Origin of the sequence: Tessaracoccus sp. O5.2, from assembly GCF_964266725.1 — a bacterium.
Lineage (GTDB): Bacteria > Actinomycetota > Actinomycetes > Propionibacteriales > Propionibacteriaceae > Arachnia > Arachnia lapidicapta.
The window spans coordinates 100487-122890 of sequence record NZ_CAXWGV010000012.1 but is presented as its reverse complement, the minus strand read 5'-3'; the positions used below and the strand labels follow the sequence as shown (position 1 = coordinate 122890).

General features: G+C 71.4%; 13 protein-coding genes and 1 pseudogene. 7 read left to right on the top strand and 7 right to left on the bottom strand.

The annotated features are described in order from the left end of the window. The first annotated feature begins 436 nt into the window (after positions 1-436). Positions 437-1354, top strand: coding sequence for a DUF222 domain-containing protein (locus tag ACFQPD_RS06560; protein ID WP_385899586.1), 918 nt, complete (start codon positions 437-439; stop codon positions 1352-1354). 934 nt (positions 1355-2288) lie between these two features. Here the strand turns inward: ACFQPD_RS06560 and ACFQPD_RS06555 are convergent. Further along, positions 2289-2659 (bottom strand): annotated as a pseudogene (locus ACFQPD_RS06555) (FKBP-type peptidyl-prolyl cis-trans isomerase). Between the two features lie 73 nt (positions 2660-2732). Here ACFQPD_RS06555 and ACFQPD_RS06550 point away from each other — a divergent pair. Then, positions 2733-3860 (top strand): lipid II:glycine glycyltransferase FemX, encoded by a 1128-nt coding sequence (locus ACFQPD_RS06550; protein WP_385899584.1) that lies wholly within the window; start codon positions 2733-2735, stop codon positions 3858-3860. Between the two features lie 2 nt (positions 3861-3862). After that, the gene (locus ACFQPD_RS06545) at positions 3863-4888 is read left to right on the top strand and encodes an alanine racemase (protein WP_385899583.1); all 1026 of its coding nucleotides are present in this window, start codon (positions 3863-3865) and stop codon (positions 4886-4888) included. Here the strand turns inward: ACFQPD_RS06545 and ACFQPD_RS06540 are convergent. The 3 genes from ACFQPD_RS06540 to ACFQPD_RS06530 form a co-directional block, all read right to left on the bottom strand. Then, a complete protein-coding gene (locus tag ACFQPD_RS06540; RefSeq protein ID WP_385899582.1) occupies positions 4885-6150 on the bottom strand; it encodes a glycosyltransferase 87 family protein in 1266 nt (421 codons plus the stop codon). The two genes, ACFQPD_RS06545 and ACFQPD_RS06540, sit on opposite strands and share 4 nt — an antisense overlap. Before the next feature lie 42 nt (positions 6151-6192). Further along, positions 6193-8475, bottom strand: a complete 2283-nt coding sequence (locus ACFQPD_RS06535; protein WP_385899580.1) for a transglycosylase domain-containing protein — start codon at positions 8473-8475, stop codon at positions 6193-6195. A 414-nt stretch (positions 8476-8889) separates the two neighbouring features. Continuing rightward, positions 8890-9768 carry a mechanosensitive ion channel family protein gene (locus ACFQPD_RS06530; protein ID WP_385899578.1) on the bottom strand — a complete coding sequence of 293 codons (879 nt, stop codon included), beginning with the start codon at positions 9766-9768 and terminating at the stop codon, positions 8890-8892. Here ACFQPD_RS06530 and ACFQPD_RS06525 point away from each other — a divergent pair. From ACFQPD_RS06525 to murJ, 3 genes are read left to right on the top strand one after another with little or no spacing between them, the layout of a single operon-like run. Beyond that, on the top strand, positions 9758-11257 hold the full coding sequence (locus ACFQPD_RS06525; protein ID WP_385899577.1) for a CCA tRNA nucleotidyltransferase: 1500 nt from the start codon (positions 9758-9760) through the stop codon (positions 11255-11257). The two genes, ACFQPD_RS06530 and ACFQPD_RS06525, sit on opposite strands and share 11 nt — an antisense overlap. Positions 11258-11297: 40 nt before the next feature. Further along, complete coding sequence (locus tag ACFQPD_RS06520; RefSeq protein ID WP_228383479.1) at positions 11298-13181, top strand: DUF6049 family protein; 1884 nt, start codon at positions 11298-11300, stop codon at positions 13179-13181. Beyond that, the gene (murJ, locus tag ACFQPD_RS06515; protein ID WP_385899575.1) at positions 13178-16888 is read left to right on the top strand and encodes a murein biosynthesis integral membrane protein MurJ; all 3711 of its coding nucleotides are present in this window, start codon (positions 13178-13180) and stop codon (positions 16886-16888) included. Before ACFQPD_RS06520 ends, murJ begins: the two co-directional genes overlap by 4 nt. 12 nt (positions 16889-16900) lie before the next feature. Here murJ and ACFQPD_RS06510 read toward each other — a convergent pair whose 3' ends face one another. Beyond that, entirely contained in the window at positions 16901-19066 is a 2166-nt protein-coding gene (locus tag ACFQPD_RS06510; RefSeq protein WP_385899574.1) for an ATP-dependent DNA ligase, read from the bottom strand. Positions 19067-19338: 272 nt separating this feature from the next. On the opposite strand from ACFQPD_RS06510, the gene ACFQPD_RS06505 reads away from it, so the two are divergent. Further along, complete coding sequence (locus tag ACFQPD_RS06505) at positions 19339-19593, top strand: hypothetical protein (RefSeq protein ID WP_385899572.1); 255 nt, start codon at positions 19339-19341, stop codon at positions 19591-19593. Between the two features lie 304 nt (positions 19594-19897). Here the strand turns inward: ACFQPD_RS06505 and glpK are convergent, their stop codons facing one another. Next, positions 19898-21418 (bottom strand): glycerol kinase GlpK, encoded by a 1521-nt coding sequence (gene glpK, locus ACFQPD_RS06500; RefSeq protein WP_385899570.1) that lies wholly within the window; start codon positions 21416-21418, stop codon positions 19898-19900. 24 nt (positions 21419-21442) lie between these two features. Further along, entirely contained in the window at positions 21443-22216 is a 774-nt protein-coding gene (locus tag ACFQPD_RS06495) for an MIP/aquaporin family protein (protein WP_385899569.1), read from the bottom strand. Between the last annotated feature and the right edge of the window lie 188 nt (positions 22217-22404).

The following is a 22404-nucleotide window of genomic DNA, read 5'->3' as shown; positions in this document are numbered from 1 at the left end:
GGGCGGTTTAGGGCGTTGGTGGCGGAGTTCGACGGCGTGTCGTGCCGGTGGGGGGGTCCGTTCGCTGAGGTCGCGCCGACCTCGCTCGCTGAGGTCGCGCCCGACGGCGAAGCCGTCCGGGCGAGTCTCGAAGCCGACGCCGAAGGCGTCGATCTCCCGCCCCCTCGCTCGATGGCTGAGGTCGCGACAACCCGTTCGCTGAGGTCGCGCCCACTCGTTCGCTGAGGTCGCGCCCGACGGCGGAGCCGTCCGGGCGAGTCTCGAAGCCGACGCCGCAGGCGTCGATTCCCCTAGCCAGGGCTCAGAAATTGTCAGCGCCTCCCGCGCCAGCCGCTTCGACCAGCCCACCCAGCCGGTCGACAGTCCTGGCCGCGTCGCCGTCGAGCGTGCCGACGGCGTCCCAGAGCGCGGCGAAGTATCGCTGCCCGAGATCCCTTTGAGGCGAAGCTGGCCGCCGCGGAGGCTGTTGTGGAGGGGGTGCGGCAGTCGGTCGATGCGCATCACCGGACAGTTGCCGGTCGCGGACGCGGCGTTGTTGAGCGCGCAGTTGGATGCGTTGATGCCGGACGCGTCCAGCTACACCGCCAACGGTGAGGCCGCGTCGCGGGACGCGCGTCGGGCGGATGCGCTGGTCTTACTGATCCAGAAGGCTGCCTCGAGTGGCGCTCTGCCGGCGCATGGTGGGGATCGGCCGCAGGTGCATGTCACCCTCGACCTCGACACCCTCACCACCGGCCTCGGCAAGGCCGGGCTGATCGGGGTCGACGACATCGACGGCCTCTCCGCCGGGGAGGTCCGCCGGTTGGCGTGCGACGCCGGCATCATTCCCGTCGTCCTCGGCGGGCCATCCCGGCTGCTGGATGTCGGCCGCACCTACCGCATGTTCACCCCCGGCCTGCGGGCCGCGCTGGTGCAGCGCGACGGCGGCTGCGCGTTCCCCGGCTGCACCGCCACCCCCGCCTGCTGTGAGGCACATCACATCGTCCCCTGGTGGCAGGGCGGGGACACCCGGCTAGGAAACGGGGTCTTGCTCTGCCCACACCACCATCGCCTGGTGGAGCCCGACCCGTTGCAGTCCGAGCAATCACAATGGCGGGTGCACCTCGACCCGGTGACCGGGCTGCCGTGGTTCACCCCACCACGACACATCGATCCCGCCAGACGCCCGCGGCAACACCGCCGCTTCCGGCTCCGACAGATCCGCGCCGGGGCACCACCCTGCCCAGAAGACGACCCGCCAGACACCGACCCAGCGGAAGTCGACCCGCCCGAGACGGAGTTGTCCGCCGCTGGCCGGCCGGACCTGGACGACCTCATCCACCGCTCCGCCGCCATCTGGGGCGACGGCACCTGACGACCCTTGGGGCTCGACGCCTACGGCGTCGGCTTCGAGACTCGCCCGGACGGCTCCGCCGTCGGGGCGCGACCTCAGCGAGCGGACAGGCACGACCGCAGCGAGCGGGGTTGGGGGATCGACGCCTGCGGCGTCGGCTTCGAGACTCGCCCGGACGGCTCCGCCGTCGGGCGCGACCTCAGCGAACGGTGGTCGCGACCTCAGCGAGCGGGGTTGGGGGGTCGACGCCTGCGGCGTCGGCTTCGAGACTCGCCCGGACGGCTCCGCCGTCGGGCGCGACCTCAGCGATCGGTGGTCGCGACCGCAGCGAACGGGGTCGGCGCGACCGCAGCGAACGGTGCAGCGCGACCGCAGCGAACGGTGCAGCGCGACCTCAGCCATCGAGAGAGAGGGCGGGACGGTGGGGCGGCTGCGCGCAGTGATGCCCAACCCGACGATCACCCAACTGGCGTCCCGCCCAGACAAACCCGACCCAGGGCCGCCCCACCGGCACGCACCCGAACCCGGCCACGCCACCGCCGGAACCAGTGGGGGGAGACGGGAACCGACGCTCGGGCGGCCTCGACTACTCAACCCCAGCCAGCCGTTCACCTGAACAGAACACCCGGCCACAAGGGCCGCCCGAGCGACGGGTCACGGCTCCCCGCACCTTCAGGGATGGGGTTAGGGGATCGACGCCTGCGGCGTCGGCTTCGAGACTCGCCCGGGTGCTTCGCACCGGGCGCGACCTCCGCGAACGGGAGGGCGTCGGCTTCGAGACTCGCCCGGGTGCTTCGCACCGGGCGCGACCTCCGCGAACGGGAGGGCGTCGGCTTCGAGACTCGCCCGGATGCTCCGCACCGGGCGCGACCTCAGCGAACGGGAAGGCGTCGGCTTCGAGACTCGCCGCGGTGCTACGCACCGGGCGCGACCTCAGCGAACGGATTGTCGCGGCTCAGTTCAGGCCGACGAGGTCGCACACGAAGATCAGCGTCTCGCGGGCGCGATCACGCCACCGGCGCCGCGGTCGCCGTAAGCGAGGTGCGCCGGGATGACGAGCTGGCGTCGACCGCCGACCTTCATGCCCTGGATCCCCTGGTCCCAGCCCTGGATCACGCGGCCGGCACCCAGCGGGAAGGACAGCGGGGCGCCGCGGTTCCACGACGAGTCGAACTCCTCACCGGAGCTGAAAGACACGCCGACGTAGTGCACGTGCGCGAGGTCGCCGGCCTTGGCTTCGGCGCCGTCACCCACCACGACGTCGGTGATCTCCAGGTCTGCGGGCGGCTCGCCGCCGGGGAAGTCGATCTCGGGCTTCTCATTCATGCTCATGGCCCCGAGCCATGACCAGCCCGCGGGAGGCCGCCGCGCCACGGACCCACGGGGTAGCCTGACTCTCGTGAGCATCACCTGTCGCCCCATCTCCGCAGACCAGCACCTGGCCTTCATCCGCGACCGGGGGTCGGCGTCGTTCCTCCAGACTCCGGCGTGGGCGGCGGTGAAGCCCGAATGGCGGGGCGAGTCGGTCGGGTTCTTCGACGGCGCGACGCTCACCGGCGTCGGCCTGATCCTCTACCGGCAGCTGCCGAAGCTGAAGCGCTACCTGGCCTACCTCCCGGAGGGCCCGGTGCTGGACTGGGGGCGGGCGGACGTCGCGGATCACCTGCGGGCGCTCGTCGTGCACGCGAAGCGGAACCGGGCGTTCGCGGTGCGGATCGGCCCCGCCGTCGTCCATCGTCGCTGGGCCGCCGACACGATCAAGGCGGCCATCGCCGACGACGTCGTCACCCGCCTGTCGGACGTCGAGCCGGACGAGACCACCCTCGTCGGCACGCGGATCATCAACCAGCTGATCCACGGCGGTTGGGTGACGGACACGACGGGGCACGGGTTCGCGGCCGGACAGCCGATGTTCAACTTCCAGCTCCCGCTGCGGCACGCCGACGGCACGCAGAAGTCCGACGACGAGCTGCTCAAGGGCATGAACCAGCTGTGGCGGCGCAACATCAAGAAGGCCGACAAGGAGGGCGTGGCGGTGCGGCAGGGCGACCGCGCAGACCTGGCGGCCTTCCACCGCATCTACCTGGAGACCGCGCAGCGCGACGGCTTCACCGGCCGCTCGCTGTCCTACTTCGAGACGATGTGGGACGCGCTCAACGACGAGGACCCGGACCGGATGCGGGTCTACCTGGCCGAGCACGACGGCGACCTCGTGGCGGCGACCACCTTCGTACGCGTCGGCGAACACGCTTGGTACTCCTACGGCGCGTCGACCAACGCCAAACGTGAGGTGCGCGGCTCCAACGCGGTGCAGTGGCGGATGATCCGCGACGCCAACGAGGCGGGCTGCGCGGTCTACGACCTGCGGGGCATCGTCGAGGGCGTCGGTGCCGACGACCCGGAGATCGGCCTCATCCAGTTCAAGGTGGGCACGGGCGGCGAGGCGGTAGCCTACCTCGGCGAGTGGGACTACCCCCTTAACAAGGCCCTCTACCGGGCGTTCGACCTCTACATGAAGAGACGCTGACTATGCCGCTGACCCTGACCGTGGACCGCACCCGTTGGCAGACCCACCTGCGGGGTCTCCTGGAGGATGTGCCGGGGCTCGTCCCCGTCGCGAAGGGCAACGGCTACGGGTTCGGGCTGCGGATGCTGGCCACCGAGACGGCGCGGCTGGGGCTGCGGACGCTGGCGGTCGGTGTCGCGCAGGAGGTCGCCGCGGTGCGCGCCGGGGGATTCGCGGGCGACGTCGTCGTCCTCAACCCCTGGCGGCCCTTCGACGACGCCGCCACCGCCCTGCTCGACGACTCCCGCATCATCACCACCATCTCGCGCGCGGAGGATCTCCGCGCCGTGGCGGCTTCGCATGCCCACGCACGCGTCATCGTCGAGATCGAGACGTCCATGCACCGTCATGGCCTCCGGCCCGACGAGCTGTCGGAGCGCGACCTGGCCGACCTCACGTTCGAGGGATGGGCTGTGCATCTGCCCGCGTCGGGTTCGTTGGAAGAGGCCAAGCGGCTCGCATCGGCCGCGCTGGCGGTCAAGCGTGCCCCTGTCTGGGTGTCCCACCTGAGCGTCAGCGACTACCGCGCGCTGCGCACCGCGCTGGGGGTGCGCACGCACATGCGGATCGGCACGCGGCTGTGGCTGGGCGACAAGCGGGCCTACACCACGACCGCCACGGTGCTCGACCTGCACCGGGTGCGATCCGGGGAGCGGCTGGGCTACCACCAGGTCAAGGCGCCGCGGGACGGGTGGATCGTCGTCGTGTCCGGCGGCACCGCCCACGGGGTGGCGATGGCCGCGCCGACGCCGCAGCGCTCGCTGCGCCAACGAGGCGTGACGGTCGCGCAAGGGGTGCTGGATGCCTTGGGGCGTTCGCTGTCGCCGTTCGCGATCGGCGGCAGGAAGCGCGCGTTCGCCGAGCCGCCGCACATGCACTCGTCGATGGTGTTCGTCGCCGGTGCCGACGCGGGGGTGCGGATCGGCGACGAGGTTCCCGTGACAGCACGCATGACGACGGTGACCGCCGACGAGGTGCGGATGGTCTAGGTGGCCGCGCGGATGTCCCGCAGGGCCAGCGACAGGAGCCAGGTGTCGACGGCGGTGCGCACGATGATCGCGCCCCAGTACACGCCGTACGGCCCGTACTGGGCCGGCGTCAGGCTGCCGGCCAACCACCCCCAGATCGCCAGGTAGTAGCCCACGTGGGCCACGGTCGCCGCGATCAACTCCGGGCGGAACGGCCGCGCCACAAGAACCGCGAGCAGCACCCAGAGCGACGTCTGCGGCGGGAACGACGGGCCGACGACGACGGCCGCCAACACCACGACGGCGATGAGCGACGCGTCGTGGGGCCGCCGTCGCGTCACGTACAGGTAGGCGGCACCGGCGAGCAGGAACACCGCCAGCATGACGAACGCCAGCGACCCCGCGTGCCGGACCGGCTTGCCCAGCAGCTCCAGCAGGTACCAGAGGGAGCCGTAGCCGCGCTCCTTGTGCACCTCGCCGTGGTAGAACGCGAAGACCGCGCCGGGACTGGTCACGAGCAGCGGGGCGTGGACCACGGACCACGTGACCAGCGCGGGCACGCCCACGCGGGCGGCGGCGGGCCATGCGCCGCGCAGCCACGCGCCGACGGTGACCGCCAGCGCGATCCCGATCGGCATCGTGCCGGCCGAGGCGGCCAGCCCGAGGATGATGCCCGCCTCCATGGCCCGTCCCCGCGACAGCAGCGCCAGCGCCGCGGACGTCAGCGCCACCGGCAGGAGGTCCCAGCTGACGAGGCCTGAGGCGGCCACGATGGGCGACGCGGCCACCAGCATCGCGACCCACGAGGGCCGGCCGGGGGATCTGCGCCCCCAGCGGGCGGACGTGACGATCCACACGAGGAAGCAGAGGTAGAGCGCGACCGTGACCGCGCCCACCGCGACGACGCTGGCGTCGAGTTGCTGCTGGTCGGTCGCCGTGGGGCCGACGGGGATCCCCACGAGCCGCGCAACGGCCATCCCCGCGAGGAGCAGGACGCCGACCAACGGCGCGACCGCCAGCGTCGACCCGTCGAATGGGGAGGCCCCAACGGGCAGCGCTAGCCCACGCACCATGGTCTGGACGTCTGAGTAGCAGAGCCGGGCGTAGGCGTTGATGTCGACGCCGACCTCGGTCTGGACGCACGGGGTGTGCCGCAGGAACAGCACCAGGAACGACGCCGTCCCGACCGCAACCGCCCACGGCAGCGCGTCGAACCAGATCCCCCGCGGACGCGCGTGACGCCCCATGGGCCCGCCGAGGCCAGGGACCAGCGCGTTCGTCACGCGGTCACTCTAGCCGCGACGACGGCAACCGCCGGGCGGCTGCTACGCGGTGGGGCTAGGGCTGGGGCCGAGGTCGGGCGCCTTGGGCGGAGGAAGCTTGTCACCGGGATCGGACCCTGGTCCGGCCCCCGCCGCGGGCGTCTCCGACGTCGTGGGCTCGGGAGAGGGCGCCGGTTCCTGGCCCTGACCCTGGCCGTTGCCCGGCTTGGACGGCTCCTCGGACGGCGTCGGCTCCTCAGAGGGCGTCGGCTCCTCGGACGGGGTCGGCTCCTCGGAGGGCGTCGGCTCCTCGCTGGGCTCCTCGCTCGGAGACTCGGACGGTGAGGGCGTCGGGGACGCGCTGCGGGTGCGGCTCGGCGACGGCGACGCGCTGACCGAGCCCTTCGTGGCCTTGATCTCCTGCGGGCGGTCGAACTCCTCGACCGGCATGCCTTCCGTTGCCTGGGCCATGAAGTCGACCCAGGTCATGAGCGGATAGCTCGACCCGAAGAACGTCCGGTCCTGGGGGCGCTTGTAGTCGTCCAGGTCCTCGTTGCCGGAGTCGCCCGCCACGTACATGACGGCCGTGGAGATCTGCCGGGTGTACCCGACGAACCAGGCGGACGTGATGTCGTCGTCGACGCCGTTGGTGCCGGTCTTGCCGGCGACGGGGCGGCCGAGCTCGGCGGCGCGGCGGCCCGTGCCCTCCTGCACCACGGACGTCAGGGCGTCGGTGACGTTCGCGGCGACGTTGCGCTCGATGGTCTGCTCGGGGGTCGCCTCGGCCTCGTACAGCACCTGCCCGTTACGGTCCTCGACCCGGGCCACCATATGCGTGGTGTGGCGCTGTCCGCCGTTGGCGAGGGTCGCGTACGCGTTGGCCATGTTCAGCGGGCTCACCTCGGCGGCGCCGAGCGCGATGCGGTTGTTGGCGTCCCAGCCGCGGCTACGGGGCGCGCCCGCGTCGTTGGCGGCCTTGATGACCTCGTTGGGCCCGTCGGGGATCTGCTGGGTCATGTCGACGAACGCGGTGTTGATCGACTCGGCGGTCGCCTGCCGCAGCGTCACGGGTCCGTACTCCCACCCGAACTCGTTGCGGACGGTCTTGGTGTCGCCACGTGGGGTGAAGGTGTCGCCGTTGAACAGCGAGTTCAGCGAGAATCCGTTGCGCAGGCCCGCGATGGTGGCGAACGTCTTGAACGTCGAAGCCGCCGGCCGGTCGGTCGTGGCCCAGTTGCGGGAGCTCGAGACGTAGTCGCGGCCGCCGTACATGGCCAGCACCGCGCCGCTGCCCGTGTCGACGGAGGCGATGGCGGCGTGCAGCTGAGCCGCGTCGGGCGAGCCGTCGGCGTCCGCGGCGGCCTGGGCGGTGTACTTCTGCGCGGTCGCGATGGCGGCGGTCTGCATGGTCTTGTCGAGCGTGGTCACGACCTTGAGGCCGCCGCCCTGGATCTCGGCCTCCGTGAAGCCCTGCGCGATCAGTTCGTCCTCGACCGACTTGATGAGGAAGCCCTTCGGGCCGCCATAGCGGTCGTTGACCGGGACGTCGGGGAACTCCGGCAGCTGCGCGGAGGCCCGGGTGTGCTCAGCGTCCGTGATCACGCCCATCTCGAGCATGCCGTCGAGCACGTAGCGGTAGCGACCCAGGAGCCGCTCCACCTTCTCGGGGCCGCCCGACGGGTTGAACCCGGCCGGGTTGTTGAGGATGGCGGCGAGGGCGGCCGCCTCGTCGACGGTGAGGTCCTTGGCGTCCTTGAGGAAGTAGGACTTCGCGGCGGCCTGGATGCCGTACGCGCCGCGGCCGAAGTAGATGGTGTTGAGGTAGCCCTCGAGGATCTCCTCCTTGGGCATCTCGCGGCCGATCTTGATGGCGAGGAAGAGCTCCTTGACCTTGCGCGACAGGCGCTGTCCGGAGTCGAGGTAGAGGATCTTGATGTACTGCTGCGTGATGGTGGAGCCGCCCTGCAGTTCGCCGCCCGTCGCGATCGACACGGCGCTGCGCGCGATGCCGGAGATCGAGAAGCCGGGGTCCTCCCAGAACGACCGGTTCTCCGCCGCGATGACGGCGTCCTTCATCACCTGAGGCATGTCGGCGTAGTCGAGCGTCACGCGGTTCTGCACGGCGAGCGACCCCAGCTGGTTGCGCCCGTCGTTGTAGTAGAGAAACGTGGTGTTGGTCTGGAAGTCCGCGTTGGGGTCTGGCAGGTCCGTCGACGAATAGAGATAGGCGAAGGCCCCGAGCCCGGACAGGCCGAGGATGATGAACGTCACGAGCGCGCCGATGCCGATGCGCTTCCAGATCCGCGACTTCTTCCCCGCCGCCCGCTTCGCCTTCGTCCTAGCCATGCACGTCCTCTACGGTCTCGTGGGTGACGAGCCGCGGCTGCAGCTCGTCCGAACCATCCCGCGCCGGGACGGGCGCGGATCCCCTCCAGCGTAAGCGGCGCCGCCACGCTGGCCAAAGACGGCCGCGCTCAGTAGGGGTTGAACATGACGTGGATGATCGCGTACACCCATGCCCCGACGACTCCGGCGCCCACCTGCAGACCCACCCACGTCGGCCGGCGCCGGTCGCGGCGACGCAGCGGCCAGCCCGCCCGCGGCGATGCCGGTGACGGTGTCGACCATGTATAGCCCCTGCGAGTCGAACTCGCCGGCGGCGGCCTGGGCCTCCATGAGTCGCTTGACCATGGGTCCTCCGACCACGAGTAGTACCGACAACGCAAACCTCACGGCCCCCCGAGGCGGCGTTTCGCCAGGTCAGACGCCGGGACGTGCCCCCGGAAGGCCCGGGAGGATGGGTCCGCGCACCCCCTCGGCCGCCAACGCCCGCAGGGCACGGGCCCGGGCCTCGCGCATGGGTCCCCACTGCTGGTCCGGGCCGGTCTTGAGCAGGATCTTCAGCACCATGGTGCCCTCGCTCATGGAGTCGACGCCCAGAACGGTGGGGTTCTCCAACAACACCTCGGACCACTCGGGCTCCTCCGCCATGGTCCCGACGGCGGCCCGCAGCACGGACTGTACGCGCTCCGGGTCCTCGTCGATGGCGACTGGGACCTCGACGATCGCCGTCGAGTAGCCCTGGGAGACGTTGCCGAGCGTGAGGATCTCGCCGTTGCGGACGTACCAGACCGTCCCGGAGGGGTCGCGCAGCTTCGTGACGCGCAGCGTCACCTCCTGCACCGTCCCCTTGAGGTCGCCGACGTGGATGAGGTCACCGACGCCGTACTGGTCCTCGGCCAACATGAAGATGCCGGAGAGGTAGTCCTTGACCAGGGACTGCGCCCCGAAGCCGAGCGCGACCCCGCCGACGCCGGCCGACGCGATGAGCGGGCCCATGGGGACCCCGAATGTCGCGAGGATCGTGAGCACGACCACGAGGATGAGCACGACGTCGACGACGTTGCGCAGCAACGATCCCAGCGTCTCGACGCGCTGCCGGTGCCGCTCGGCGCTGAGGCCTCCGGCGCGGGCGAGGATCGAGCGGGCCTTGGCACCCAGGTCGTCGTTGCGGTCCCGGCCGCGCTCGACCAGTGCGGCCACGGAGCGGCGGATCACGTGCCGCAGCACCAGGCGCGTCAGCAACGCGACCACGATGACGATGACGCTCAGCAGCAGCTTCTCCCAGATGTCAGCCATAGCGCCCATGATGGCGCACGGCGGCGACGACGTAGACTTCTCGCTTGTGCCGAGCCTGACCCAAGCGCAGACCAACGCGATGCATGAACTGCTGCGCATCGCGCCGGTGATCGACGACCTCGGCCGGCTCTTCCGCGACGCCGGCCACGAGCTCTACCTGGTGGGGGGTTCTGTCCGCGACGCGCTCCTCGGGAGCCTGGGCCACGACCTCGACTTCACGACGTCGGCGACCCCGGACCAGACGCACGACCTGCTGCGCCGGTTCACACCGTCGACGTGGGACATCGGCCGCGACTTCGGCACCATCGGCGCCCTCAAGCGCGCCGACGACCAGGAGTGGCAGATCGAGATCACCACGTTCCGGGCGGACATCTACCGCAGCGAGTCGCGCAAGCCGGAGGTCGCCTTCGGCGACACGATCGACGGCGACCTCGTGCGCCGCGACTTCACCGTCAACGCCATGGCCGTCGACGTCACGACCCGCACCTTCGTCGACCCCTACGGGGGCCTCGACGACCTGGCCGACGGTGTCCTGCGCACCCCGTCCACCCCGGAGCACTCGTTCTCGGACGACCCGCTGCGGATGATGCGCGCGGCGCGCTTCGCCTCGCGGCTCGGCTTCCAGGTGGCGCCCGAGGTAGTGCGCGCCATGACGGAGATGGCAGAGCGCATCCAGATCGTGTCCGCGGAACGGATCCAGGCGGAGTTGTCGGGCCTGTTGCTCACGGACTCGCCGCGCGTGGGGCTGGACCTTCTGGTGAGCACGGGCATCGCGGACCTGATCCTGCCTGAGCTGCCGGCTCTGCAGCTGGAGCTCGACGAACACGCCCGCCACAAGGACGTCTACCAGCACACGCTGACGGTGCTGGACCAGGCGATCGAGTTGGAGAAGGCCCGGGGACACGCGCCAGACCTCGTCAACCGGCTCGCGGCGCTGCTGCACGACATCGGCAAGCCCGCCACCCGGCGCTTCGAGGGCCCGAAGGTGACGTTCCACCACCACGACATCGTGGGCGCGAAGCTGGCCACCAAGCGGCTCAAAGCCCTCAACTACCCCACGCAGGTGGTCAAGTCGGTGGCGAAGCTCATCGAGCTGCACCTGCGGTTCCACGGCTACTCCGAGGGCGCCTGGACCGACGCCGCGGTGCGCCGCTACGTGCGCGACGCCGGCGACGAGCTGGAGCGCCTCCACATGCTGACCCGCGCCGACTGCACGACGCGCAATCGGCAGCGCGCCACCCGGCTGCGTCGCGCCTACGAGGAGTTGGAGTGGCGCATCGATGAGCTGGCTTCACAGGAGGAACTCGCCGCGCTCCGGCCGCACCTCGACGGCACCGAGATCATGGCCGTGCTCGGCATCGGCCCGGGACGAGTCGTCGGGGAGGCATACGCCTTCCTACTGGAGCACCGGACCGAGCACGGCCCCGTCCCCCACGACGAGGCGGTCGAGCTGCTGCGCCGGTGGTGGGCCGATCGCGGCGAGCGGTGACGGCCGCCGCCGCGGCGGCGGCATCTACGATGGGACGGTGATGGTCGGTCGGTGGGTGCGCGCGCTGCTCGTCGCGACCCTCCTCGCGGTGACCGGGCTGGCCCTGCCGCGCCCCGCCGCCGCGGCGGGCGACCTCCTCGCGGTGGAGCTCACCGCCGTGTCCACCCCCACCCTGAACCTGTCGGACCCGACGCAGGTCGTGGAGCTTTCCGGGACGCTCACCAACGTCTCCACTGAACCCATCCGCTACGTCAACGTGCACTTCTGGCGGCTGAGCACCGCCCTCACGACGCCGGCTCAGCTCGACGCGGCCGTCGCGGAGGTCCCGCTCGGGGCCCGTCTGGTCGACGAGGCCGCGGGGAACCTGCACATCCTCACCCGCGAGGACGAGTTCGCGCCCGGGCAGCGTGCGGACTTCCAGGTCCGCGCCACCGTCGCGCAGCTCACCACGGGCCAGTACGCCTTCCCGCGGGACGACGCGGCCTACCTCCTCGGCGTGCAGGTCCGCGGGATCCCCGCCTCCGGCGGCAACCAGGTCGTCGGGGAGGACCAGGTCGTCGTCGCCGCGACGACGACGCAGCCCGAGGTCAGCACCGTCGTGGAGCTCACCGCGCCGCCGTCGTGGCTTCCCACCGGCGAATTCCTCGACGACTCCCTCACCGACGAGCTCTCCGGCCGGCTCGACACGCTGCTGACCAGCGCTGAGCGCGACGGCGTGGTGGCGGCCGTGGACCCGGCGCTTCTCGAGGCGGTGACCCGGATGGCCGACGAGCACGTGGTCGCCGGCGTCGGCCGGTCCGGCAGCGGGGTCGCGCTGCGCTGGGCGGACCGCGTCGCGGCGCTGGCCGCCGCGGACCGGCTGTGGCGGCTCCCCTACGGCGACCCGGACCTGGTCCGCGCGCGGGCCACGGAGCGCCTCGAGCAGGTGTGGGCGGCCGCCGACACCGCGACCCCTGCGCCCTGGCGCGACCTGCCGCTCGCGGCGATCGTCGGTGCGGGTGCCGACGCAGGGCTGGTCGCCGCCCTGACGGGGGCGGACACCGTCGTGGTCGTCGGCGCCGACGGCGCCACGGCCGGCTCGCCGGCGGTGCTGGGCGCCGGATCCTCCGCCACGGTGGCCGCGCTGCCCGAGGGGGTCCGAGCCGGCCGCATGGTGGCCGACGCCCTCGTGGCGGACGCCCCGCCCCTGCGGCTGGTCACCACGGAGGCGGAAGCGGCCCTCGACGCCGCCGCCGACGACGCCCTGCGACGCATCCGGCCCGCGGCCCCCGAGGACTCGACGATCACCTGGCCCGCCGCGGCCGCCACCGAGCCGTGGCCGGCCCTCGCGGAGGCGCTCGACGAAGCGGGCGACACCGCGGAGTTCCGGCGCGAACTCATGGGGGCCGAGGATCCCGCCGACCTGACCCGCCTGACCGCCCTGTCCTTCTCGTCGGCGTTCCGGGCCGAGGCCGACGCCGTCACCTACGTCGCCGCCACCACCCCCGCCCGCGTGGACGCCTCCCGCATCACCCTGAAGGCGGCGCAGTCCTTCGTCATGGGATCGCGCACCAACACGTTCCCGGCCACCGTCACCAACGGGCTCGGCATCCCGATCCAGGTGCGGATCGGGTTCGCCTCCGACGCGCCGCAGCGCATCCGCGTCCCCGCCGTGGGGCCGGTCACCGTCGCGCCCGGCGAGTCGGCCACCGTCGACATCACTCCGGAGGCCTCCGCGAACGGCGTCACGATCGTGCGCGCCCAGTTGACCACGATCGACGGCACTCCCCTTGGGGCGCCGGTGCCGATCGAGATCACGGCCACCGACTTCGGGCGCGTCGGCTGGATCATCATCGTCGTATCGGGTGCAGTGGTGGTCGGGGGCACCGCCCTGCGCATCCGAGCCGTGCAGCGCGAACGGGCCGGCCCTGAAGGAGAACCGTGAGTCAAGTCAGTAGCACCAAGAGGCTGGTCGGCGCGAGCGCCATCATGGCGTCGGGAACGATGATCTCGCGCGTCCTCGGCGTCATCCGCGTGATGCTCATCGCGTTCATCCTCGGCAACGGCACGCGCCAGGCCGACATGCTGGGCCTGGCCACCATGGTGCCCAACTCGCTCTACATCCTGTTCGCCGGCGGCGCCCTCAACACCGTGCTGGTGCCGCAGATCGTCCGCGCCATCAAGAACGACGACGACGGCGGCGAGGCGTACACCAACCGCATCATGACGGCCTTCATGCTGATCGTCACGGCCGTCGCGGTCGTGGTGACCATCGCCGCGCCGGTGGTGACCGCCATCTACACCTCCGAGGAGTGGCGCCAGCCCGGGCTGTCGGCGCAGTACGCGTCGATGATCGCGCTGACGTACCTGACCCTCCCGCAGATCTTCTTCTACGGGGCGTTCTTCCTGCTGGGCCAGGTGCTCAACGCGCGTGACAAGTTCGGCCCCATGATGTGGGCCCCCATCGCCAACAACGTGATCTCGATCATCGTGCTCGGGCTGTACTTCGTCGTCTGGGGCAATGGCCAGGACCACGGCGGCCCGTTCACCACCCCCCAGCTGCTGGTCCTCGGCCTGGGCTCCACCCTCGGGATCGCGGCCCAGACCCTCGTCATGCTGCCGTACGTCCGGCGGGTCGGCTTCCGGATCCGCCCGCGCTTCGATCTCAAGGGCACCGGGCTCGGCCACACGTTCGCGCTCACCAAGTGGACCATGGGGTTCGTCGCGGTCAACCAGGTGTCGCTCATGGTCGTCAACCGCCTGGCCACCTCCGCCACCGCGGGCGGCCACGGCGCCGGCGTCACGGTGTACGCCAACGCCCATCTGCTGTGGATCCTCCCGCACTCCCTCATCACGGTGTCCCTCGCCACAGCGATGCTGCCCAACGCCTCCCGGCTGGCCGCGCAGGGCGACCTCGACGGCGTCGCGGCGGAATTCACCAAGACGGTGCGGCTGGCGCTGGTGGCGATCGTGCCCGCGACCGTCGCCTTCATCGCGCTCGCGCAGCCCATGGCGGGACTGCTGTTCGGCCACGGCACCGGCGCCGAGGATGCGGGCTGGATCGCGTGGGCCCTCATGGCCTTCGCGCTCGGGCTCATCCCGTTCACGCTGCAGTTCGTGTGCCTGCGCACCTTCTACGCCCTGGAGGACACCCGCACGCCGTTCTTCCTGCAGATCGTCATCGCCGGCCTGAACATCGTGGGCGCGATCGCGCTGGTGTGGGCGGTCGGGTCCGACGAGTGGATCGCCGCGGCACTGGCGCTGGCCTACTCGCTGGCCTACCTCATCGGGGTCGGCGTGACCTGGCGCACGCTGCACTCCAGGGTGCCGGGACTCGACGGCCGAGCCCTGGCCCTGCACCTGGTGCGGCTGCTGCTGGGGGCCGCCATCGGTGGCGCCGCGGCGTACGCGGCGGCCCGGTGGCTGACCGACGTCATCGAGCAGCGGATCCTCGGGCAGATCGCCGCCATCGCGGCGGGCGGGCTGCTGATCCTCGGCGGCTTCCTGCTGATGGGCAAGCTCCTGCACGTCAAGGAGCTGGCCAGCCTGTCGGAGCTCGTGGGGAGCCGGTTCGGGCGGCGGAGGCCGGTCACGGAACCGGCCGACGACGCCGTCGTGGCAGTGCCGCGCGGCTCGTCGCACCCGTCGGACGACTACCCGACAGACGTCCTTCCCGCAGTCCGCGCCGACATGATCGACTCCTTCGACACCGGCCCGGCCACCGTGGTGCGCAACCGCCCCCTGGTGGGCGACCACCGGTTCCCCGGCCCCAGCGCGGCGGAGCCCGACCCCTGGGCGGATGCCCCCGACGCGTGGACCCGCGAGCCCGACGCGTGGGACGAGGAGCCAGATGACGCCGTCGCCGGCGGATCACCGGCGGAGGCTGAGGCGCCGATGGGCGCGGACCCGGTGGACCTGCCCCCGGTCGCGGCCGGGCTCGCCGACGAACCGACGGGCGCGCTGGACCTGCCCGGGCTGTTCCGCGAGGAGCCGGCCGTGGGCGCCGTCGAGGCGGGCACGCTGCTCAGCACCCGCTACGAGCTGGTGGAGGCGCTGGGTGACAGCGCGGGCTCCGGCACGTGGCGCGCCCACGACCAGGTGCTCTCCCGGGACGTGGTGGTCCACGTCGTGGCCCCCGGCGACCCGCGCATCCCCGACCTGATGCTCGCCGCGCGCAAGGGCGCGGTGGCCACCGACTCCCGTTTCCTCCGCGTCCTGGACGCTGATGAGGTGATCGCCCCCGACATGGGGGTGGGTGCCTTCGTCGTGCGCGAGTACGCGCCCGGCCGCTCCCTCACCGAGCTGCTGGCCGCGGGGCCCCTCAGCGCCCTCGAGGCCGCCCACATCGTGCGCGAGCTCGCGGACGCGCTGGTCGCCGTGCACGCCCAGGGGCTGTTCCACGAGCGGATCTCGCCCGACGCCGTCATCATCACGACGGCAGGGGCGGTGCGGCTCGGGGGCTTCGGCGTCGACGCCGCCCTCACCCGGGGCGACGGGCCGGAGTCGGCATGGTCGACGCGGGAGCGCTCGGACGTCGTGGGGCTCGCCGCGCTGCTGTACGCGTCCCTCGTGCGCCGCTGGCCCGGGGGCGCGGCGTTCGGCATGCCGCCCGCCCCCATCGTCGCGGGGGAGACGGCGCCGCCCCACCAGGTGCAGGCCGGGATCTCGCCGGCACTGGACCGGATCTGCACCGCAGCCCTGACCCAGCGCGGGTCCGCGGGGGATCCGCGGATCACGTCGGTGGCGCAGCTCGCCGACGCGCTGTCCGCCGTGCTCGGCACCGCCAACGCGTCGCCGGACCTGGAGGAACGGGTCCGAGCCCTGGATGCCGCCGACCCGGGCACCGCCACCGCCCCCCGCGCGGCCGCCGCCACGGCCATCTGGACGCCGGTGCGCGAGCAGCGGATCGCCGAGGTGCCGCCCGCAGCCCCGGCGGCCGGGGCGGGACTGCCGGTCGACGATGCCGGCGCCCGGCGCGCGGCGGCCGCCCCCACCACGGCGGACGGGGACGAGGACCAGCGCCGTACCCGGCGCGGTCTCGTCGCGTTGCTGGCGCTCCTGGCCCTGATCGCCGTCGCCTCGCTCATCGCCCTGTGGACCGGCGGCGGCGATCCCGGCACGAGCCCGACGTCGTCGCAGTCGGCGAGCGGCTCCCCCACGGAGGGGGCGACGGCCTCCGGCTCGCCCAGCGCGGCCGCCCCCACGATCGCGTCGGTCACGGACTTCGATCCCGAGGCCGACGGCGGCAACGCCGAGGAGAACCCGGACCGGGTGGCCAACGTCATCGACGGCGACCCCGAGACCACCTGGGTAACCATGCGTTACCTGCGGCGCCCGGACATGGGCGGGCTGAAGCCGGGCGTCGGCCTGGTGCTGGATCTGGGCGAGGCGCGGACCGTGACGTCGGCGACCGTCACCCTGGTCGGCGGCGGCCCGACCGCCGTCGAGCTGAGGGTGCCCGCCGGCTCCGAGCCGTCGACGCGGACCGAGCAGGACTGGACCGTCGTCGGATCCGACGACGCAGCCAGCGGGGCGGCGACCATCGCGCTGGAGGCGCCCACGGACACGCGCTACCTCATGGTGTACGTGACGAACCTGCCCGAGGTCGAAGGCGGCTACCGCGCCGAGATCGCCGAGATCACGCTGCAGTAGCGGCCGCCGCGCTCACCCGCCCAGCACCTCGCCGAGGTCGTAGCTCACGGGCTCATCGAGCTGGGCATACGTACACGACTCCGGCTCCCGGTCGTCGCGCCAGCGCACGAACTGCGCCGTGTGCCGGAACCGGTCGCCCTCCATGTGGTCGTAGCGCACCTCGACGACGCGTTCCGGCCGCAGCGGGGTGAACGACAGGTCCTTCTTCGCGTTCCAGCGCGAGTGTGCGGCCGCCGTCGGCGTCCGGGGGAACGACTGGTCGCGGTTGTCCGGCGACGTCTCCTCCGGCTGCGCCCAGGCCCACGGATGGTCCTCGAACGTCGTGACCAGGGGCTGCAGCTCGGCGAACAGCTCGCGCCTGCGCTCCATCGGGAAGGCCCCGATGACGCCCACCGAGTTGAGGACACCGTCGTCGGTGTAGAGCCCGAGGAGCAGGGAGCCGATGGCGTCGGACTCGCCGCGGTAGAGCCGGTAGCCCGCCACCACACAGTCCGCGGTCCGCTCGTGCTTGTACTTGCTCATCACGCGCTTGTCCTCGACGTAGGGCTCGCCAAGCGGCTTGGCGACGATCCCGTCCAGCCCGGCGCCCTCGAACTGCTCGAACCACTGCTCCGCGACGGCGGGATCGAGCGTCGCGCGCGTGAGGTGGATGGGTGCCTCGGCGTCGGCCAGGGCCTCTTCCAGTGCCGCGCGGCGCTCCCGGAAGGGCCGCTCGACGAAGTTCTCCTGCCCCAGCGCCAGCAGGTCGAACGCGACGAAACTCGCGGGCGTGGCCTCGCTGAGCTTCTTGATCCGCGACGCGGCCGGGTGGATGCGCTGCTGGAGGAGGTCGAAGTTGAGCCGGTCACCCGTCGTGGGATCGACGAGGATGATCTCGCCGTCGATGACCGAGTGGTCGGGGAAGTTGTCGACGACGGCGCGGACGATCTCGGGGAAGTAGCGGGTCATGGGGCGCGAGTTGCGCGACCCGATCTCCACCTCGTCGCCGGACCGCCAGATGATGGAGCGGAACCCGTCCCACTTCGGCTCGTAGAGGAAGTCGCCGGTGGGCAACTTCTTGACCGCCTTCGCCAGCATGGGGCCGTAGGGCGGCGCGATGGCGGTGCCCCACTCGGCGTCGCGTTCGGCCTTCGGCGCCAGGTACTCGTCGTCGGCGCGATCGGTGCGGCGCTTGCTGGGCGGCACGCGCGGCGGTTCGCCGGGCATCTTGGGATAGTCGGGCGGGAAGTTCAACTCCCCCAGCCCGCGCTCCAGGTCCGCCTCCCACAGGGCGAGCGCGCCGGCGACGTCGCCCGGCTCGTCGTCGATGTCGCTCCACGGGCACGGCCTGCGCCGCAGCAACGCGGGGACGGTCCGGAGGGTGAGGTCGCGGGGGTGGGCGTCGGGCAGTTCGTCCCAGGACAGCGGCGTCGACACGGGCGCCCCGGGCAGCGGGCGGGGCGAGTAGGCCGCGGCGATGGTGCGGTCGCGGTTGGCCTGGTTGAAGTCGACGAAGACCCGCTCGCCGCGCTCCTCCTTCCACCACGACGTCGTGACCAGCTCAGGCATGCGGCGCTCCAGCTCCCGCGCGATCCCGATGACGCCGTGCCGGACGTCCTGGAACTCGTGCGTCGGCCGGATGCGGGCGTAGACGTGGACACCCCGGTTTCCGGAGGTCTTGGCGTAGGCCGTGAGGCCCGCCTCCGCCATGACGTCGCGGAGGGCGAGCGCGGCGGTGACGGCGTCGTGGAAGTCACGGCCGGGCTGCGGGTCCAGGTCGATGCGCAGCTCGTCGGGGTTGTCGAGTTCCGGGGTGCGCACCGGCCACGGGTGGAACGTCAGGGTGCCCATCTGCGCGGCCCAGACGAGGTCCGCCGGCTCGTCGAAGACCAGCTGCTCGTGTCGTCGGCGGGACGGATAGGTGCACATCACGCGACGCAGATGGTCCGGCGCGCCCTGGGGCGGGCGCTTGGAGAAGAACTCCTCGCCGTCGATGCCCTCCGGGAACCGCTGTAGGGTCATGGGGCGGTCGCCGTTGAGGTGGAGGAACTGGTCGGCCACCGTGAGGAGGTAGTCGGCGAGGTCGCGCTTGGTGACGGGGGCGCCGTCGGCCATCCCGGCGCCGGGCCACAGTTCCTTGTCGGGCGACGTCATGCGCACCTCGTGCTCGCCTGCTCGGATGACTACGTGCTCCGCCATGGGCCCAGGCTAGTCGCGGACCCGCCGACGCCGGGCCGCTCCCGCAACACCGGCCCCCGTCGTCGCTCCGCCGCCGCCCCGCCGCCCCGCCGGCCGCCACGCGGCGCCGCCGCGGCCGCCCCCCGCTGTGCCGCCGCCGCCCCCACCAGCACGACACGCCGTCGAACTCCGCCCTCGACGCCGTACGCGCGCCCCGGCGGTGAGTAGGCCTGCTATTCGTGCTGCGGGTTGCGGGATCGACGCCTCCGGCGTCGGCTTCGAGACTCGCCCGGGTGCTCCGCACCGGGCGCGACCTCAGCGAACGGACCAGGCACGACACGCCGTCGAACTCCGCCCTCGACGCCGCAGGCAAGCCCCGGTGGGGCGTAGGCCTGCTATTCGTGCTGTGGGGTGCGGGATCGACGCCTCCGGCGTCGGCTTCGAGACTCGCCCGGGTGCTCCGCACCGGGCGCGACCTCAGCGAACGGACCAGGCACGACACGCCGTCGAACTCCGCCCTCAACGCCGCAGGCAAGCCCCAGCGGTGAGTGAGCCTGCTATTCGTGCTGGGGGTTCCGGGATCGACGCCTCCGGCGTCGGCTTCGAGACTCGCCCGGGTGCTCCGCACCGGGCGCGACCTCAGCGAACGGGGAGGGCGCGACCTCAGCGAACGGAGAGGCCGCGACCTCAGCGAACGGACCAGGCACGACCTCCGCGGACGGGGCGGGCGCGACCTCAGCGAACGGACCGGACGCGACTTCAGCTAACGAGCGGGCTGAACTCAGCGAACGGACCGACGCGAAAGGGCGCCGGTCTCCCGGCGCCCCTCCGTGTGGCAACGTCAGTTGCGGATCACTCCTTGACGTCCTCGTCGACCCAGTCGAAGGTCCGCGTGACGGCCTTCTTCCAGTTGCGGAACAGGCGATCGCGCTCGGTCTCGTCGACCTTGGGCGTCCAGCGCTTGTCCTCGGCCCAGTTGTCGATGACGTCCTGCTCGCCTTCCCAGAAGCCGACGGCGATTCCCGCCGCGTAGGCAGCACCCAGGGCGGTGGTCTCGGCGACGACGGGGCGCACCACGTCGACGCCGAGCTGATCGGCCTGGAACTGCATCAGGGTCTCGTTGGCGGTCATACCGCCGTCGACCTTGAGCTCGGCGAGCTTCACACCCGAATCCGCCTCCATGGCTTCCAGCACCTCACGCGTCTGGTAGGCGGTGGCCTCCAGGACGGCGCGGGCGATGTGACCGCGGTTGACGTAGCGGGTCAGACCGACGAGCGCGCCGCGGGCGTCGGACTTCCAGTACGGAGCGAACAGGCCCGAGAACGCGGGCACGAAGTACGCGCCGCCGTTGTCCTCGACCGTGGCCGCCAGTTCCTCGACCTCGGGGGCCGAGCTGATCATCTTCAAGTTGTCGCGGAGCCACTGCACCAGCGAGCCGGTGACCGCGATCGATCCCTCAAGGGCGTAGATGGCGGGCTTGTCGCCGATCTTGTAGCACACGGTGGTGAGCAGGCCGTTCTTCGACGGAACGATCTCCTCGCCGGTGTTGAGCAGCATGAAGTTACCGGTGCCGTAGGTGTTCTTGGCCATGCCCTTCTCGAAGCAGGCCTGACCGAACGTCGCGGCCTGCTGGTCGCCCAGGATGCCCGCGATCGGGGTATCGATGAGGAGGCCCTGCTTGCGGCCGTAGCCGTAGACCTCGGCGGAGGACTTGATCTCGGGGAGCATCGACATCGGGATCGTCATGTCGGCGCAGATGTCCTCGGCCCACGAGAGGGTCTTGAGGTCCATGAGCAGGGTGCGGGAGGCGTTGGTGACGTCGGTCACGTGCACGCCGCCGTCGACGCCGCCGGTCATGTTCCACAGCACCCAGGTGTCCATGGTGCCCATGATGAGGTCGCCGGCCTCGGCGCGCTCACGGGCGCCCTCGACGTTGTCGAGGATCCACTTCACCTTCGGGCCACAGAAGTAGGTGGCCAGCGGCAGACCGACCCGGTCTTTGTACTTGTCCTGGCCCTCGTCGCCGCCGAGTTCCTTCACGATCTTGTCGGTGCGAGTGTCCTGCCAGACGATCGCGTTGTAGACGGGTTCGCCGGTGTTCTTGTCCCACACGACGGTGGTCTCGCGCTGGTTGGTGATGCCCACGGCGGCGAGGCTGTGGCGGTTGATCTGGGCTGCACTGAGTGCGGTGGCGACGACCTCGCGGACGTTGTCCCACACCTCCACCGGGTTGTGCTCCACCCAGCCGGCCCGCGGGAAGATCTGCTCGTGCTCCTTCTGGCCCACGGAGACGATCTTGCCGCTGTGGTCGAAGATGATGGCGCGGGAGCTCGTGGTCCCCTGGTCGATTGCGAGAACGTACTTGTCAGCCATTACTTACTCAAATCCTTTCGAGAATCAGACTGCGGGGAGGAGGACGCCGGCCAGCAGACCGGCGAGGACGCCACCGATGATGGGGCCGACGACCGGAACCCAGGAGTAACCCCAGTCCGAGCTGCCCTTGCCCTTGATGGGGAGGATGGCGTGCACGATGCGCGGGCCGAGGTCACGCGTCGGGTTGATGGCGTAGCCGGTGGGGCCACCGAGGCTCGCGCCGATGCCGACGATGAGGATCGCGACGCCGAGTGCGCCGAGCCAGCCGAGGTTGGCCGGGTCTGAGCCGCCGGCACCGGTGAACTTGCCGGCGCCCAGGATCACGAACACGAGGACGAAGGTGGCGATGGCCTCAGTGACGACGTTCATCGCGTAGTTGCGGATGCCAGGGCCGGTGGAGAACACCGCGAGCTTGAGGGCCGGATCCGGCTCCTCGTCGAAGTGGTCCTTGTAGGCCAGCCAGCAGAGGACGGCACCGATCATGGCGCCGACGAGTTCGGCGGCGAGGTAGACGACGGTGGACGCGGCCGTGACCTCAACACCGGCTGCGTAGGTGTCGGACCCCGAGGCGAGGAGGCCGAGCGTGACGGCGGGGTTCAGGTGACCGCCGGACTTGTACGAGACCAGGACGCCGGCGAAGACCGCGATACCCCAGCCCCAGTTGATGAAGAGGAATCCCTGACCGTTGCCCTTGGTCTTGGTGAGGATCGCGTTGGCGACCACACCTCCACCGAGCAGCAGCAGCATCGCTGATCCCACGACTTCCGAGAGGAAGACAACACCCAAGGAGGTTTCCATCCCTCACTCCGTTCCTGACAGCCTTGTCAGATCGGCGTCATCTGTGACGCATGACTCTTGACGACCCGTTGGCCGCCAGCCCTAGCCAACTCCGGGTTGCACGTCGGTGCAACCTCCATGCACGATCGTGCAACCTGGGGTGCGGCGCGTGCACTTCGAACCGGGTCTCGGCCCGAAGCACACTGTCA

Excerpts from the sequence above, each read along its gene's own strand:
- ACFQPD_RS06545 (WP_385899583.1), top strand. The coding sequence starts at position 3,863 with ATGCCGCTGACCCTGACCGTGGACCGCACCCGTTGGCAGACCCACCTG.
- ACFQPD_RS06535 (WP_385899580.1), bottom strand. The coding sequence starts at position 8,475 with ATGGCTAGGACGAAGGCGAAGCGGGCGGCGGGGAAGAAGTCGCGGATC.
- ACFQPD_RS06525 (WP_385899577.1), top strand. The coding sequence starts at position 9,758 with ATGTCAGCCATAGCGCCCATGATGGCGCACGGCGGCGACGACGTAGAC.
- ACFQPD_RS06530 (WP_385899578.1), bottom strand. The coding sequence starts at position 9,768 with ATGGCTGACATCTGGGAGAAGCTGCTGCTGAGCGTCATCGTCATCGTG.
- ACFQPD_RS06520 (WP_228383479.1), top strand. The coding sequence starts at position 11,298 with ATGGTCGGTCGGTGGGTGCGCGCGCTGCTCGTCGCGACCCTCCTCGCG.
- ACFQPD_RS06510 (WP_385899574.1), bottom strand. The coding sequence starts at position 19,066 with ATGGCGGAGCACGTAGTCATCCGAGCAGGCGAGCACGAGGTGCGCATG.
- glpK (WP_385899570.1), bottom strand. The coding sequence starts at position 21,418 with ATGGCTGACAAGTACGTTCTCGCAATCGACCAGGGGACCACGAGCTCC.
- ACFQPD_RS06495 (WP_385899569.1), bottom strand. The coding sequence starts at position 22,216 with ATGGAAACCTCCTTGGGTGTTGTCTTCCTCTCGGAAGTCGTGGGATCA.